Source organism: Streptomyces sp. NPDC044033 (assembly GCF_056434425.1).
Genome location: NZ_JBWKFF010000011.1, coordinates 107,973 through 123,349, shown reverse-complemented (window position 1 = coordinate 123,349; position 15,377 = coordinate 107,973). Strand labels below are relative to the sequence as shown.

Genomic DNA, 15,377 nt, shown 5'->3' with positions numbered 1-15,377 from the left:
TCACCGGAGCCCGGACCGCCCGTCAGGAGCGCCCCGTCACCGGAGCCCGGACCGCCCGTCAGGAGCCGCGGCCCGCTCCGGCGTCCACCAGGGCGTCGAACAGGCCCTGCTGGGCGGGGTCGCGGCGGGCCGTGTCCTCGGGGTGCCACTGGACCGCCGCGAACCACGCGCGGCGGTCCGGCAGTTCGAGGGCCTCGACGATGCCGTCCTCGGCGCGCCCGGTGACCGCGAGCCCCTCGCCCAGCCGGTCCGCGCACTGGTGGTGGTAGCACGACACCTCCACTTCCCGGGCGCTCCCGGCCCCCATCGACGGTTCCACACCCGCCGACGGCTCCACCGCCGTCGCCGCCGCCGGTCCCGCGGGTCCCGTCGGCTCCATCGCGGCCGCGACCGCCGAGCCCGCCGCGAGCGCGACGCGGTGGACGCGATGCCGGTGGTCGGCCCGTTCGCCGCCCATGTCCTGGCGCAGCGTCCCGCCCAGGGCGACGTTGACGACCTGGAGCCCGCGGCAGACGGCCAGCAGCGGCAGCCCGCTCGACAGCGCGTGCCGCGCGACCGCGAGGTCGAACGCGTCCTGCTCCGCGTCGACGTCGTAGACCCTGTCGTGGACCTCGGCGCCGGTGTCGTAGAGCCGCGGTGCCACATCGCCGCCGCCCGGCAGCAGCACGCCGTCGCAGCGGGCCAGCCGCCCGGCGGCCTCCTCCGGCGGGCCGGGATGCATCATGAACGGCTCGCCGCCCGCGCGCAGTACGGCCGCCGACAGCGCCCGCGCGGTCACCACGGCCCCGTAGCGCAGCGCCGAGGCCGTGGCGGAGAAGCGCTGGGGGAGCGCGATAAGAGGTCGGGCGGCGCCGCGCGCGCCGGTCACCACTGGATCCAGACCGTCTTGAGCTCGGTGTACTTCTCCAGCGCGTGTACGGACTTGTCGCGCCCGTTGCCCGACTGCTTGTAGCCGCCGAAAGGGACGGAGAGGTCGCCCTCCTCGTAGCAGTTGACCCAGACCGTGCCCGCGCGCAGGGCGCGCGAGAGGCGGTGGGCGGTGCCGAGGCCGGCGGTCCACACGCCCGCGGCGAGGCCGTACTCGGTGTCGTTGGCCAGGGCCACCGCCTCCTCCTCCGTGTCGAAGGTGAGGACGGACAGCACGGGGCCGAAGATCTCCTCCCGCGCGAGCCGCATGCCGGAGGTCACCCGGTCGAAGACCGTCGGCTCCAGATAGCTGCCGCCCGGTACGCGCTCCAGCCGGCCGCCGCCGGTGCGCAGCCGGGCGCCCGCCTCCCGGCCCGCCCGTACATGGCCGAGTACCGCGTCGGCGCGGGCCTCGCCCGCCACCGCGCCCATCTCCGTCGCCGGGTCCAGCGGGTCTCCGACGCGCAGCGCGCGGGCGCGCTCGACCACGGTGTCCACGACCCGCTCCGCCACCGAGGAGTGCACGAGCAGCCGGGAGGGCGCCGTGCACATCTCGCCCTGGTTGAAGAAGATCCCCCAGGCCGCCGTGGCGGCCGCGGTCCGCAGGTCGGGGGCGTCGGGCAGCACGATGTTCGGCGACTTGCCGCCCAGTTCGAGCCAGACGCGTTTGAGGTTGGAGTCGGCGGCGTAGCGCGGGAAGTGGCGTCCCACGGCCGTCGATCCGGTGAAGGCGAGGACGTCCACGTCCGGGTGGAGCCCGAGCGCGCGCCCCGCCAGGGGGCCGTCGCCCGCGACCACGTTGAGCACGCCCGGCGGCAGCCCCGACTCGTCCGCGAGCCGGCCGAGGAGCAGCGCGGACAGGGGCGTCAGCTCGGACGGCTTGAGTACGGCCGTACAGCCGGCGGCGAGCGCGGGGGCGAGCTTCCAGGAGGCCAGCGAGAGCGGGAAGTTCCAGGGCACGACCGCGCCGACGACGCCGGAGGGTTCGCGCGTGACGAGCGCGAGAGCGCCGGGGTCCGTGTGCGGGGACTCGTCGCGCAGCTTGTCCGCGAGCTGCCCGTACCAGCGGAACGCGGCGATGACGGCGTGCAGTTCGACGCCGTACGCCTCGCTGATCGGTTTGCCGTTCTCCAAGCTGACCGCGAGGGCGAGCTCTGCCCGGTGCTCCTCGATCAGGTCGGCGAGCCGGAGCAGGGCCCGGCCGCGCTCGGCCGGGGAGAGGCGGGGCCAGGGGCCCGTGTCGAAGACGCGGCGGGCGGCGTGGACCGCGCGGCCGACCTCCTCTTCGCCGGCGTCCGCGACGACCGCCAGCTCACGGCCGTCGCGCGGGGACAGGACGCGGAAGGACGCGCCCGAGCCGTCCTCGTCCGCGCCCGCGATGCGGTGGCGGGTGGGCGGCGCCCACCGGTCCGCCCGGCGCAGCCACGCGCCGTGGTCGATGTCGCGGTAGTCGCCGTGGTCGACGCCGCGGTCGTGGTCCTTGTCGCTGTCCGGCATAGGCGTGTCTCCCGTGTCTCCCGTGTCTCCTGCGTCGGATGGGTCGGCGGTCTCGGCTGAACCGGAGGTGCCTGCGGTGCCCGAGGGGTCGGCGTGGACACCCCCGACAAGATGTTTGGGGCCAAATGATAGCCCGGGGGCGCCGCCGGGGAAGAGGGTTGACCGCCTGGAACGAGGTCGCCTATTTTGTTTGGCCTCAAACGAATTGGAGGCTGCGATGGCTCGCCCCGCGCCCGCACCAGGACCCCCGGCGCATCAGGCGGCCCCGGCGCCGTCGGAGCACCGGGACCGCCCGCCCACCGCCACGGTGGCCGGCGTCACCGTCGACACCCGCCACTGGATCGGCGGCGAACGCCTCGCCTCCGCCGCCACGTTCACTGACCGCTCGCCCATCGACGGGACGCCGCTCGCCGAGATCGCCCGAGGCGGCGCCGCGGAGGCCCGGGCGGCCGTCGCCGCCGCCCGCGCCGCCTTCCCCGGCTGGGCCGCGACGCCGCACCCGGAACGCGCCCGGCTGCTGCACGCCGTCGCGGACGGCATCGAGGCGCGCCTGGAAGACCTCGCCGCCGTCGAGACGGCCGACAACGGCGCGCTGCTCCGCTCCCACCGGCGCGGCGTCATGCCCCGCGCCGCGCACAACCTCCGCTTCTTCGCCGACCGCCTGCTCGCCCTCGGCCACGACGACTTCGCGACCCGCGGCCACACCAACCACGTGACCTGGGACCCGGCCGGCCCCGCCGCGCTCATCACGCCCTGGAACGCGCCGCTGATGCTGGCCACCTGGAAGATCGGCCCCGCGCTGGCCGCCGGCGACCCGGTGATCCTCAAGCCCGCCGAGTGGACCCCGCTCACCGCCTCGCTCCTCGCGGACATCGCCGCCGAGGCAGGGCTGCCCCCGGGGGTCCTCAACGTCCTCCAGGGGTACGGCGACGAGGCCGGCGAACCCCTCGTCTCCGACGCGGGCGTGCGCCGCATCAGCTTCACCGGGTCCGTGCCCACGGCGCGCCGGATCGCCCGGGCGGCGGCCGAGCACCTGGTGCCCACCAGCTTCGAACTCGGCGGCAAGTCCCCGCTGCTCGTCTTCGCGGACGCCGACCTCGACCTCGCCGCCGACCTCGCCGTCGAGCAGTACGACAACGCGGGCCAGGTATGTCTGGCCGCGACCCGGCTGCTCGTCGAGGACTCCGTACGGGACGCCTTCCTGGAGCGCTTCCTGAACCGGGCCCGCGCCCTCGTCCAGGGGGACCCGCGCGAGGACTCCACCGGCATCGGCCCCACCATCCACCCCCGCCACCTGGAGCGGGTCGACGGCTTCGTCCGACGCGCGCTGGCGGACGGCGCCACCGCACTCCTCGGCGGCGGCCCGCACACCGAGCTGACCGGCCGCATGGGCGGCACCTACTACCGGCCGACGCTGCTGGCCGATGTCGCGCAGGACTCGGAGATCGTGCAGGAGGAGGTCTTCGGGCCCGTGCTCACCCTTCAGACCTTCTCCACCGAGGACGAGGCCGTGGCCCTCGCCAACGGCACCCGGTACGGACTGGCCGCCACCCTCGCCACCGGGGACCGCGAGCGCGCGGCCCGCGTCGGCGCGCGGCTCGTCGCCGGCACGGTCTGGACCAACTGCTTCTTCGTCCGCGACCTCGCCGCGCCCTTCGGCGGCTCCCGCGAGTCCGGCATGGGACGCGAGGGCGGCGACTGGAGCTTCGACTTCTACTGCGACCTCAAGAACACCGTCACCGCGCCGACGGGATGGCAGCACCATGGGTGAGATCGTCGGGGCCGGCCTCCTCGCCCACGTCCCCACCATCGTCCTGCCCGGAGCGAGCCGGCGGGAGCTGAACGCCGGCCGCGAGGTCAGCCTGGTGCCGGGGCTGCGCAGGCTGCGCCGGAACGTCTTCGAGACCCCCGGCTACGACACCGTCGTCGTCCTCGACTCGCACTGGGCGACCACCGTCGAGTTCGTCATCGCCGCGCAGTCCCGCAGGGCCGGGCTGTTCACCTCCGAGGAACTGCCGCGCGGCATGTCCCGCATGCCCTACGACTTCCCCGGCGACCCCGAACTCGCCCGCTCCACCGCCGCGTTCGCCTCGAAGCGCGGCACCTGGATCACCCCGGTCGACGACCCGTACCTGCCGATCCACTACGCCACCGTCAACCTGTGGACGTACCTGGGGCGGGGGCTGCCCGACAAACGGTGGATCTCCGTCGGGGTGTGCCAGACCGGGGACGCCGAGGACCACCTCCGGCTCGGCCGCGCGCTCGCCGACGGCATCGCCGCGCTGCCGGACCGCAAGGTGCTGCTGATCGCCTCCGGCGCGCTCTCCCACACCTTCTGGCCCCTGCGCGAACTGCGCGACCACGAGGCGAGCGACCCCGTGCACCTGCGCACCCCCCAGGCGCGCGCCGCCGACGAGGAGCGGATCGGATGGCTGCTGCGCGGCGACCACGCGCGCGTGCTGCGCACCATGCCGGAGTTCGCCGCCCACCGGCCCGAGGCGGGCTTCGGGCACTACCTGATGATGGCGGGCGCCCTGGGCGAGGAGCGCCTGACCGCGCCCGCGCGCGCCTACAGCGCGTACGAGAACTCGATCGGTACGGGACAGGTCCACCTGTGGTTCGACCGCCCGGCCGGCGGCTGGACCGGCTAGCCCGGTCCGGCGGACCGCTAGCCCGGTCCGGCGGACCGCGTGTCCTGGCAGGGGCGCCCCGCGGGGGCGCCTCTCGATCCCTTGAACCCCCGAGGAGGACCAACCGAGATGAGCGACACCCGTGAGCACCGCCGCATCCTGCTGGACGGCGCCGCCGTCCAGGTCGCGAGGGAAGGCGGTGAACTCGTCGCGGGCGACGGCCGCCGCGTGAAGGCGGCCGACGCACGGCACCTGCCGCCCGTACAGCCCTCGAAGGTGATCGCGGTGCACCTCAACCACCGCAGCAGGGTGGAGGAGTTCCGGATCTCCCTGCCGTCCGCGCCCACGTACTTCCACAAGCCGGTCTCCGCGCTCAACGCGCACGGGGGCGCGGTGGTGCGCCCCGAGGGCTGCCGGTACCTCAACTACGAGGGCGAGATCGCGCTCGTCATCGGCCGCGTCTGCCGCAACGTCGCGCCGCGCGACGCCGGGGAGTACATCGCCGGGTACACCGTCGCGAACGACTACGGCCTGCACGACTTCCGTGACACGGACGCCGGTTCGATGCTCCGGGTCAAGGGCTCCGACACGCTCTGCCCGCTGGGCCCCGGGCTGGTCACGGGGTGGGACTTCCACGGCAAGTACCTGCGTACGTACGTCAACGGGCAGCTGGTGCAGGACGGTTCGACCGACGAGATGACGTGGGACATGGACTATCTCGTCGCCGACATCGCCCGTACCATCACCCTCGTCCCCGGCGACGTCCTCCTCACGGGGACGCCCGCGAACTCGCGCCCTGTGGAGCCGGGCGACGTCGTGGAGGTCGAGGCGGAGGGCCTGGGGCGGCTGACCAACCACATCGTGACGGGCCCGACGCCCGTACGGGAGGACTGCGGGGCGCAGCCGACCGCCTCGGAGGAGGTCCGCTCCACGGCCTTCGGCGGCGACTGGGAACACCGCGGCGTCCGCCCGCCCCGCCGCTCCTGAAGCGCTCCGGGCAGGGGCGTGCCCGTGGGTCAGGTCCGGGCCGGCCCGGGCGGCGCCGCCGCGGCCTCTCCGGGCGCGGCCGGCGTGCTGGAGACGGCCGTGGCGGCGAACAGCTCGGAGACCCGCCGCCCCTCCACCGCGCTCTGCGGGAAGAGGTACGCGCAGGCGATGTATATCGCGAGGTTGAGGGCCATGCCCACGACGCCCGAGGTGAGGCCGTCCAGCCAGGGGATGGACGTGGGGTAGGCCGCTGAGAGCCCCGCGGCGGTGCAGAAGCCGGCCACGGTTCCGGCGACCGCGCCGATCCGGTTGCCGCGCTGCCAGAAGAGGCCCAGGAACTGCGGCACGGCGAGCTGCACCACCCCCTGGTACGCCATGATCGACAGCGTGATGAGGTTGCTGAGCCCGATGTTGGCGACCAGCGCCGAGGCCGCCGTGTAGACGGCGATGGAGATCTTCGCCGCCAGCAGCCGCCCCTTGTCGTTCATCGGCCGGTACACCGACACCAGGTCGTTGGAGATGAGCGTCCCCACCGACTGGAGCACCCCGTCGGCCATGCCGATCTGCGCGGCCAGGACGCACAAGGCGATCGCGATGATGATCCACGGGCCGCCGATGTGCTGGGCCAGGGTGAACAGGGCGCGGTCGGGGTTGTCGGAGACGCCGGGCAGCGTCCCGGACAGCAGCGCGACGGTCAGCAGCAGCCCGGCGAAGACGAGGGAGCAGGGCATGACGAACACGGCGGAGCGCTTGACGCTCCGCACCCCGTCCGCCGTGAACAGCCGGACGAACATCCCCGACAGGCACCAGCCCCCCACCGCGCCCGTGAAGGTCAGCGCGAAGAGGTAGAGTCCGCCGCTGCCGCCGCCGTCCATGGGCAGCGACAGCCGCTCGACGGGCAGCCGGTCGAAGCCGTGGCCGTTGACGGCCAGATAGATGATGAGCCCCAGGAGCAGGGCCGAGCCGAAGACATACGCGATGATGCCCTGGTAGAAGTCCGTGACGACGACTCCGCGCATGCCCATGCGCACCGTCCAGAACTGCCGCGCCACGAGGACCAGCACGCCCGCGAGCACCGACTGCGAGTAACTGAGGTGCCCGAAGGAGATGTAGTAGAAGATCAGCCCCATGGCCTGCATCCCGAGCACGGTCATCGGGAAGTTGACCAGGACCTGGATGAGCGCGGGCACGGTGCGCGACGCCGTTCCGCCGTAGCGCAGCCCGAACAGGTCGGACTGGGTGCGCAGCCCGTTCAGCTCCCCCCACATCCACACCCGCCGGGACATCAGATACATCAGCAGGTAGGCGAACAGCCCGTAGACCAGCAGATGGAAGCCGATCACGCCGCTGCGCGCGGCCAGGCCGGCGTCGGCGATGAAGACCGAACCGGGGAACCAGGTGTTGAGGACCGACATGGTCTGATAGCCGCTGCCGAAGCTGCGCCCGCCCACGGCGTAATCGGTGAAGTCGGCGTCGCGCCGGCGGTGCATGTACAGCGTGAGGAGCACTCCGGCGAAGAAGAGCACCACCATGCTGTAGCCGAGGAACACATTCACTGGGGGCGAACCCCTCTCAGGTCCGAGGAGGTGTCGGTCGAAGCCGCGGTCAGTCGATCTCGCCGCGGGCCGCCTCGACGCAGTACAGCGCGATGACGCCGGCCGAGACGTGCGCGCCGATGGCGAGGAAGTACCAGAAGGACAGCGGGATTCCGCTCTGGAACGCGGGATCGCCCGCGACCCAGTACACCGGCGGCGCCAGCGCGACTACGGCGTCGAGCGCGAACCAGGAACCGAAGATCGCCCACTTCCGCCGCGGGGAGAGGGTGAGGGCCCAGCGGGCGAACCGCCGTGCGAGCGGCCCCTTCCGGAACGGCCGCGGCGGCCCCTCACCCGTGCCGCCGGGCGCCGCGCCGCCGGGCGTCAGGTCACCGGGCATCATGGACGATCTCCCCGTCGAAGACCGTCATCGCCACCGGCATCGCCGCGATCTCGTGCGGGTCCGCGTGTGCGAGATCGCCGTCCACCACGCAGATGTCGGCCGCCTTGCCGGGCTCCAGCGACCCCTTCCAGCTCTCCGCGAAGTCCTGCCACGCGGCGTTCGAGGTGTACGCGCGGATCGCGGTCTCCAGGTCGACGCACTGCTCGGGGCCGCTGCGCCGCCCGCTCGCCTTCGACTCCCGCAGCATCATCGACGCCACGCCCCGGCGCCAGTCGGGGTAGGTGATGGGCGCGTCCGAGCTGGCGGTGACCGGGATGCCGGCCTCCGCGGCACTGCGTACGGGCCACTGGTAGGCGGAGCGCTCGGGCCCCACGATCCCGTCCATCAGATCGGCGATGGCGTCCTTGACCCCGGGGTTCATATTGATGCCCCAGCCGCGCTCGGCCAGCGTGGCCAGGGAGCGGGGCGAGGCGAAGTCGCCGTGGATGACGTAGTGGCGCGGGTCGGGGCGCGGGGCGCCGGTCTGCGCCGCCTCGAAGGCGTCGACGACCGCGTCGATGCCGTGGTCCCCGGTGATGTGCACGCCGAGCTGGTGGCCCTCCGTGTGGGCGTAGCGCACGATCGCGTCCAGCTCGTCGACGCGCTGCGCGTCGTTGTGGCCGTGCAGGCAGAGGCCGCCGTACCCGCCGCCCACGTACTCCTCGTGCATCCAGGCGGTGCGGCTCGGCGGGATGCCGTCGGCGAACAGCTTGACGCCGAGTACGCGCAGCCGTCGGGGATCGGCCCCCGCGCACACCCCTTCGAGCCGGGCCATCCGCTCGGGCAGGTGCCGGGCCGCGCCGCCCATCTCCAGGGGGAGCAGCAGCACGCTCACGCGCGCCCGGAGTTCACCGGCCGCCTCCAGGCGCGCGTACATCCGGAGCGTCCCGGTGTCCGCGACCCCGAGGAAGAGCGAGGTGCCGCCGGGGCCGAGGCCCGGCTCGGTGAAGCTGGTGATGCCCTCGGCGTGGCAGACCGCGACGGCGGAGCGGATGGCGGCCTCGCGGGCGGCGTCGTCCATCAGCGGGACCACGGCGTTCACCAGGTCCTGCGCGCCCTCGCGCAGGATGCCCGTGGGGGCGCCGTCGGCGTCGGCCTCGATGACGCCGCCGGGCGGTATCTCGGTGGTGCCGGTGATGCCCGCGGCCTCCAGGGCGCGGGAGTTGAGCCAGGAGGTGTGCCCGGAGAACTCGTACAGGAGCACCGGGTGCTCCCGCGAGACCTCGTCCAGGTCCTGGCGCCGCGGGGTGCGGCCCGGCTCGGCCAGGCACTCCTTCAGATAGCCCACGTCCCAGCCGTTGCCGAATATCCAGCCACCGAGCGGTAGTTGAGCGGCCTTGAGGCGTACGGCCTCGCGGATGTCGGCGATCGACGAGACGGCGGGCGAGGCCACGTCGAGGGCGAGCGGCGGCCGGGTGGCGCCGAAGGCGGCGGCGTGCAGGTGCGAGTCGTTGATCCCGGGGAGTGCGGTGCGCCCTTCGAGGTCGATGACCTCGGTGCCGGGCCCGACGAGTGCGCGGATCTCGTCGTCGCTCCCGGTCGCCGCGATCAGGCCGTCGCGCACGGCGACGGCCTGCGTGGTGCGGAACGCGGCGTCGACGGTCAGCACCGTGCCGTTGACCAGCACGAGGTCGGCGGCGTGAGGCATGGATGACCTCCCTCCATTTCGTTTGGGCCCAAACATAAGCCCGGGAGCTGTCCCCGGCGCAAGGGTGCTGCACGAATTCCCGGCCCCCGCACTGCCGCCGTGCCCCGTGCCGCTACCGCGTCACCCGGCGAGCCGCTCCACCCGCCGCATCACCTCGCGGCAGAAGTCCCCGACCCCGTCCGGGTCGTCCGTGAACTGCGACGGCTTGATGCAGAACGTCGTGAAGCCCTGCTCCATCTGCTCCGGTACGGCCTCCAGCGCCCGTTCAAGACCGGCCACCGACGTCCCGTCGGGGAAGACGGCGCGCGTGCCGCCGACCATCTCCAGTTCGGACATGTCCCGACCGGCCTCCGCCATCGCCGCGCGCAGCTTCTCCAGCTCGGCCGGCGCGGGGCGCCCCAGCGGGTTGAAGCCGTGCCCGTACGCCACGAGGCGCCGCAGGACCGCGCTGTGCAGTGTCGAGCCGCCGAACCACAGCTCGGGGCCGCCCGCGCGGTATGGCTTCGGCTCCAGCCAGGCGTCGCGGAAGCGGTAGTGCTCGCCCTCGAAGGCGGCGGGGCCGGGCCGCCAGAGCAGCTTCCAGGCGGCGAGGTGCTCGTCGAGCAGCCTGCCCCGCCGGGCGAAGGGGACCTGGAGCGCGGCGTACTCGTCCTCGCTCCAGCTCACCGTCGGAAGCACGACGAGCCGCCCCTTGCTCAGCAGGTCGAGCGTGGCCAACTCCTTGGCCAGCAGCAGCGGGTGGCGCAGCGGCGCGAGTACGGCCGCGGCGGCGAGCCGGATCCGCTCGGTGACGGCGGCCATGGCGGCGAGCAGGACGACGGAGCTGGGCCACGGTGTGTCCGGGGCCTGGTTGCCCGGCAGGGCGTACTCGCGCGGGTTGGGCATCGGGCCCCCGGCCCCCGCGTCCGGGCCGAGCACGATGTGCTCGCTGAGTATGACCGAGTCGAACCCGGCGTCCTCCGCCTCGCGGGCCCAGCGCACCATGGCGTCCAGGTCGCAACGGCCGCCGGTCATGGTCCAGTTCTCGGTCAGTACGAGCGTCATACGGGGGTGGGGCTTGGACATCCGGGCTCCCGACTGCGTTCGAGGTATTGTTTGGCCTCAAACGTTAAGCCGGTCCGGCGTCCTCCTCAAGAGCCGTGCCGGATCCGGGCCCCGCCCCATGCGGAACAGGGCGACCCGGCCGTCTTCTCGTGATTCAGCGGACGCGGTCCAACGGCTGCCGGCTGCCCTCGCGCAGCAGACCGGCCGCCTGCCGGGCGGCGGGCACGCAGGTGGCGATCTTCCCGCCGAACAGCGCGACGGTCCGCTCGTCGAGCCGCCGCACCAGCGTCGGGCGGTCGTCGGTGGTCTCCACATGGGGGAGGACGGCCCGCACCGTGAAGTACGAGCCCAGGTGCGCCGCTTCGGCGAAGCCGGTCACGAACCGGCGGGCGAAGCGCTGGAAGTCGGGGAAGCGGGTCACCTGGGGGCGGCGGACCAGCCCGGCGTTCACATACCGCATGAGCGGGCCGGGGATGAGCGGGTACGGTCCGACCGTCGTCGCGTGGATGGCGTGATCGACGTTGCCCAGCAGGAAGTCGCGGGTGCCGGCGACCTGGTCCAGGCACATGAAGGGGCCGTCCATGACGACCAGGCTGTGGCCGAGGTACATGGACGGGAGCGCCACCAGCGGCTTCTCGCATACCTCGAACTGGTACTCCGGCATGGCGGAGACGGGCCCGGGGTGCATGGCGTTGATCGAGGAGTAGGTGGCCAGCACCACGTGGTCGAACTCCCGCAGCGCGCGCCGGTCCGCCCGGGTCCGCAGCCGCACCTCGACGCCCGCGGCGGTCAGCTTGGCCGCGCACAGCCGGCGCAGTTCGTCGATGTCGATATGGGACTCCGCGATGCGCACCGACAGTTCGACCGAGGACCTCCGCAGGAACGGCGGGTACTCCTCGCGGTACGGCAGCCCGACGCGGTCGCAGAAGGCGAGGTACCGCTCCGCGGTCACCAGGCTGTTCCTGCTGGCGATGGCCACGTAGTGGGCGGATCCGTCGTGGATGGCCGCACCGTACTCGGCCTTGAAGGCGCCGAAGGCCCGCAGCACCGCGGCGACGGTGTCCATCCCCCGCGGGTAGTGGTAACCGCGGTGCAGCCGCCGCTGGTTGGCCCTGCTCGCCGACGACAGCAAGGTGGGGGACTGCTCGAAGAGCACCACGGAATATCCCGCCCGGGCCAACTCCACCGCCGTGGTCGAACCGAATATCCCGCCGCCCACCACTGCGACGCGCTCAGCCTGCACCATGCTCCTCCGAATCCTTCGTGAAGCGGTCTGCGCGGCGGCAAGGGTATTTCTGCCCGGTGGCGCTCTCCGGAAAACGGCGCCCGCCGTCATCACGGGCATCGCCGCGGAAAGGCCGATGGGAGTGCGACGGCGGCCGACTCCGCAGGAGTAGACTACAAAGAGCCAAGTGGCGCAAGGCTCTTGCAGTGCATCGGAATTATTTCGGAGAGAGCCGGCGGCACTGCCGAGGAAGGTGTCCGCATGTCCCAGCCCGTGCAGATCGTCGAGTACGACCCGCGATGGCCGGTGATTTTCGGACGGCTGGCCGCCGTTATCCGCAATGGGCTGGGCCCACTGCTCCTGCGTATCGAGCATGTCGGGAGCACGGCGGTCCCCGGCCTGCCGGCCAAACCCATTGTGGACATGGACGCGGTCATCCCCGCCGGAGCGGATCCGGCGGCAGCCATCGCGGCCTTGCGGCCCTTGGGGTACACGCACGAGGGCGACTTGGGCATTTCCGGCCGGGAGGCATTCGCCGCTCCCGAGGGAACGGCCGCGCACCATCTGTACGTCTGTGCGGCCGACAGTCCGGAGCTCGCCCGCCACGTGGCCTTCCGTGACTTCCTGCGCGCGCATCCGGACAGCGTGCGGCGCTATGGCGAACTCAAGCGGGAGCTGGCGTCCCGGCACCGCGACGACCGGTCCGCGTATACCGAGGGCAAGTCCGCGTTCATCGGGAACGTCCTGGTCCGGGCGGACGAAGAGGCCCGTCGGTCGGTCGGCCAAGGCTGACGACGCCGCCCTGGACGCGCCCGCGCGGGCCCCTGCCGAGTCCGTTCGCGCACCCCCGTGCCCCGGTGGACCCGCACCGGACCCGGCCCGTCCGATGGCCGGAAGTCGCTTGTGCTGATCCACTGGCGGTGCCTTAATTGAGTGGTGCCACGCCCATGTATGACTCAATGACTGATACATGCGTTCGATTGAGGAACACCAGTAAGGAACACCAGAGGCAAACCTCCACCGAGGGGAGTTGCAGGTGGCGCTGGTCGGCGTCAGTTGTCTCGCGCACGACGCGGGATTGGCTGTCCTCAGGGACGGCCGAATCGTATTCGCCTCGCACAGCGAGAGGTACAGCCGAAAGAAGAACGACCCCCTTCTCAACGGCGCTCTGCTCGACGACGCACTGCGGTACGCCGATGAGATCGAGGGCATTGTCTACTACGAACGCCCTTTACTGAAAAGGCTGCGCCAGGTATCGGCGCGGAACTGGTCCGCAGCCCTGACGGTGAGCCCCAAGCGCTATTTCGAACGCTTCCCGGCGCTGCGCGGGAAGCCGGTGCACTTCGTCTCCCATCATAAGTCGCACGCCGCGGGCGCCTATTTCACCTCGCCGTTCACCGACGCCGCGGTGGTCGTGGTCGACGCCATCGGGGAATGGGACACACTGACCGTCTGGCACGCACGCGGCCGCCGTCTGCGGAAAGTGCATTCCGTCCGCTACCCGCACAGCCTCGGACTCTTCTACTCGGCCCTCACCCAGCGGGCCGGACTCAAGCCGAATGAGGAGGAGTACATCCTCATGGGCATGGCGGGCTACGGAACCCCCCGCCACCGCGCGCTCCTCGAAACCGAGCTGCTGGCCGGCCGTGAACCGCCGGACTTCGCGCTGAAGCGGAGCCTGCACCGGGGGCTCGGCCCGCGCTGGCACCCGGAACTCACCCACCCGCCCGACCTGGCGAGCAGCGCCCAGGCCGTACTGGAGGACGTGCTCACCGGCCTGTTCCGCTGGGTCGCACGGAACGTTCCGTCCCGGAACCTCGTCTACACCGGCGGCGTCGCGCTGAACTGCCTCTTCAACGGACGGCTCGCGGGCATGGGGCTGTTCGACGACATCTGGATCCCGCCCAACCCCGGGGACGCCGGCTCGGCGGTGGGGGCGCTGGCCGCCCACAGCCGCGAGTTCCTCCCGTGGGAGGGGCCCTACCTCGGACACGACATCCGGCGGGAGACCGATCCCGCCCGGATCGTGGACGCCCTGCTCAGCGGAACCGTCGCCGGACTGGCCAACGGGCGCGCGGAGTACGGCCCGAGAGCCCTCGGCAACCGCAGCCTGCTCGCGGACCCGCGGGACCCGGCCACCAAGGACCGGGTCAACGCGATCAAGAAGCGGCAGCGCTACCGGCCGTTCGCGCCCGTGGTCCTCGCCGAGTACGCCGACAAGCTCTTCGAGATGCCCGTGGCCGAGGCCCCGTACATGCAGTACGTGGTGGCGTGCCGGGAGCCCGGAACGTACCCGGCGGTGTGCCACGTGGACGGGACCAGCCGCGTCCAGACCCTGCGCCGCGAACAGAACCCCCTGCTCCACGAGGTGATCTCACGCTTCCACCAGCGCACCGGCTGCCCGATGCTGCTCAATACAAGCCTCAACATCCGGGGCCAACCACTGGTCAACACCTGGCAGGACGCTCAGGACTTCGCCAGGAAGTACCAGGTGCCGGTTTTTTGACGTGCGGTCCGATGTGCGCGGAAGGGCGGTGGGAAAGTGTACGTCTACGCCAATGGCTGCTCCATGACCTACGGATCGGAGCTCGCCGACGACCCGGCCACGAGGGTGTGCCGGGACCATGAGTACCGCTGGCGCTACAGCTGGCCGGGGCGGCTGCACGCCTCGCTCGACGCCGACGGCAGCTACAACGACGCGATGCCCAGCGGGTCCAACGACCGCGTCGTACGGACGTCCATCGACTTCGTCGCGCGCTGGCTGAAGGAGGGCCTGCCGCCGCGGGCGCTGCTGGTCGTCGTGGGGTGGACGCACCCCGCCCGGCGCGAGTTCCACGTCGCGGGCGACTACCGGCAGATCGTCCCCCACCACGCGTACGACATCAGGGCGCTGGACCGGCTCGTATCGGCGTACCGGAAGACGGCCGACTGCCCCGACGAGGCCGAGCAGCGCTACGCCACCCAGGTCGCCTCACTGCACGCCTTCCTGGAACAGCACGGCATCGCGCACGCGTTCTTCAACGGCATCGTGGCCCCCGGGCTGCCCCGGCACCTGCACGGTACGTGCGTACAGGAAACCCTCACGGGCGCGCCCTTCGCCCCTCACGATCCGGCCGAGCCGACCATGGCCGACTTCCTGCGCCGGCGGCCTCACACGGTCAACGTCCAGCACCCCAACGAGAGCGGCCACCGGCTCTGGGCGGAGTCGCTGGCCGCTCACATCGGCTCCGCCGGGTTCGGGACCGCGGGGTTCGGGACCGCCGGGTTCGGGACCGCGGGGTTCGAGGACGTCGGCCACGCACGGCTCGCCGCCGCCGGACTGCCCGTGCTGGGCGGCGCCCGAGCGCTGAGACGGCACGACAGGAAGGGCGCCGAGCGGATCGGGAGATTCGTGCGGGCCCGCCGCACCCAGTCGCGCGTCCGGCGCTCCGACCGGTCCGACCCCTACATCTACCCCTGACCC

General features: G+C 72.4%; 13 protein-coding genes. 6 read left to right on the top strand and 7 right to left on the bottom strand.

The features are described from left to right. Positions 1–58: 58 nt before the first annotated feature. Together AC07AB_RS20715 and AC07AB_RS20710 are read right to left on the bottom strand one after the other, a co-directional pair. Complete coding sequence (locus AC07AB_RS20715) at positions 59–868, bottom strand: gamma-glutamyl-gamma-aminobutyrate hydrolase family protein (protein ID WP_478568899.1); 810 nt, start codon at positions 866–868, stop codon at positions 59–61. Beyond that, a complete protein-coding gene (locus AC07AB_RS20710) occupies positions 865–2,403 on the bottom strand; it encodes an aldehyde dehydrogenase (protein WP_478568896.1) in 1,539 nt (512 codons plus the stop codon). The genes AC07AB_RS20715 and AC07AB_RS20710 overlap by 4 nt, the downstream gene beginning before the upstream one ends. Positions 2,404–2,620: 217 nt before the next feature. Between AC07AB_RS20710 and AC07AB_RS20705 the strand changes: the two genes are divergently transcribed. The 3 genes from AC07AB_RS20705 to AC07AB_RS20695 all read left to right on the top strand — a co-directional run bounded on the left by AC07AB_RS20705 (position 2,621) and on the right by AC07AB_RS20695 (position 6,020). Next, positions 2,621–4,174, top strand: coding sequence for an aldehyde dehydrogenase (locus tag AC07AB_RS20705; RefSeq protein WP_478568893.1), 1,554 nt, complete (start codon positions 2,621–2,623; stop codon positions 4,172–4,174). Then, positions 4,167–5,054 carry a DODA-type extradiol aromatic ring-opening family dioxygenase gene (locus AC07AB_RS20700; RefSeq protein WP_478568890.1) on the top strand — a complete coding sequence of 296 codons (888 nt, stop codon included), beginning with the start codon at positions 4,167–4,169 and terminating at the stop codon, positions 5,052–5,054. The genes AC07AB_RS20705 and AC07AB_RS20700 overlap by 8 nt, the downstream gene beginning before the upstream one ends. A gap of 108 nt (positions 5,055–5,162) precedes the next feature. Beyond that, a complete protein-coding gene (locus AC07AB_RS20695) occupies positions 5,163–6,020 on the top strand; it encodes a fumarylacetoacetate hydrolase family protein (RefSeq protein WP_478568887.1) in 858 nt (285 codons plus the stop codon). A 29-nt stretch (positions 6,021–6,049) separates the two neighbouring features. Here the strand turns inward: AC07AB_RS20695 and AC07AB_RS20690 are convergent, their stop codons facing one another. From AC07AB_RS20690 to AC07AB_RS20670, 5 genes are all read right to left on the bottom strand, one after another. After that, positions 6,050–7,576: a sodium:solute symporter family protein gene (locus AC07AB_RS20690; protein ID WP_478568884.1), complete on the bottom strand. Its 1,527-nt coding sequence runs from the start codon at positions 7,574–7,576 to the stop codon at positions 6,050–6,052. A gap of 49 nt (positions 7,577–7,625) precedes the next feature. Then, positions 7,626–7,958 carry a hypothetical protein gene (locus tag AC07AB_RS20685; protein WP_478568881.1) on the bottom strand — a complete coding sequence of 111 codons (333 nt, stop codon included), beginning with the start codon at positions 7,956–7,958 and terminating at the stop codon, positions 7,626–7,628. After that, positions 7,945–9,645 carry an amidohydrolase gene (locus AC07AB_RS20680; RefSeq protein WP_478568878.1) on the bottom strand — a complete coding sequence of 567 codons (1,701 nt, stop codon included), beginning with the start codon at positions 9,643–9,645 and terminating at the stop codon, positions 7,945–7,947. The genes AC07AB_RS20685 and AC07AB_RS20680 overlap by 14 nt, the downstream gene beginning before the upstream one ends. 120 nt (positions 9,646–9,765) lie before the next feature. Continuing rightward, complete coding sequence (locus AC07AB_RS20675) at positions 9,766–10,710, bottom strand: TIGR03619 family F420-dependent LLM class oxidoreductase (RefSeq protein ID WP_478568875.1); 945 nt, start codon at positions 10,708–10,710, stop codon at positions 9,766–9,768. 133 nt (positions 10,711–10,843) lie between these two features. Beyond that, positions 10,844–11,935 carry an FAD-dependent oxidoreductase gene (locus tag AC07AB_RS20670; RefSeq protein ID WP_478568872.1) on the bottom strand — a complete coding sequence of 364 codons (1,092 nt, stop codon included), beginning with the start codon at positions 11,933–11,935 and terminating at the stop codon, positions 10,844–10,846. Between the two features lie 240 nt (positions 11,936–12,175). Between AC07AB_RS20670 and AC07AB_RS20665 the strand changes: the two genes are divergently transcribed. The 3 genes from AC07AB_RS20665 to AC07AB_RS20655 all read left to right on the top strand — a co-directional run bounded on the left by AC07AB_RS20665 (position 12,176) and on the right by AC07AB_RS20655 (position 15,374). Continuing rightward, positions 12,176–12,706 (top strand): GrpB family protein, encoded by a 531-nt coding sequence (locus tag AC07AB_RS20665; RefSeq protein ID WP_478568869.1) that lies wholly within the window; start codon positions 12,176–12,178, stop codon positions 12,704–12,706. Between the two features lie 244 nt (positions 12,707–12,950). Continuing rightward, positions 12,951–14,420: a carbamoyltransferase family protein gene (locus AC07AB_RS20660; protein ID WP_478568866.1), complete on the top strand. Its 1,470-nt coding sequence runs from the start codon at positions 12,951–12,953 to the stop codon at positions 14,418–14,420. Positions 14,421–14,483: 63 nt separating this feature from the next. Next, positions 14,484–15,374: a DUF6071 family protein gene (locus AC07AB_RS20655; protein ID WP_478568863.1), complete on the top strand. Its 891-nt coding sequence runs from the start codon at positions 14,484–14,486 to the stop codon at positions 15,372–15,374. The last annotated feature ends 3 nt before the right edge of the window (positions 15,375–15,377 follow it).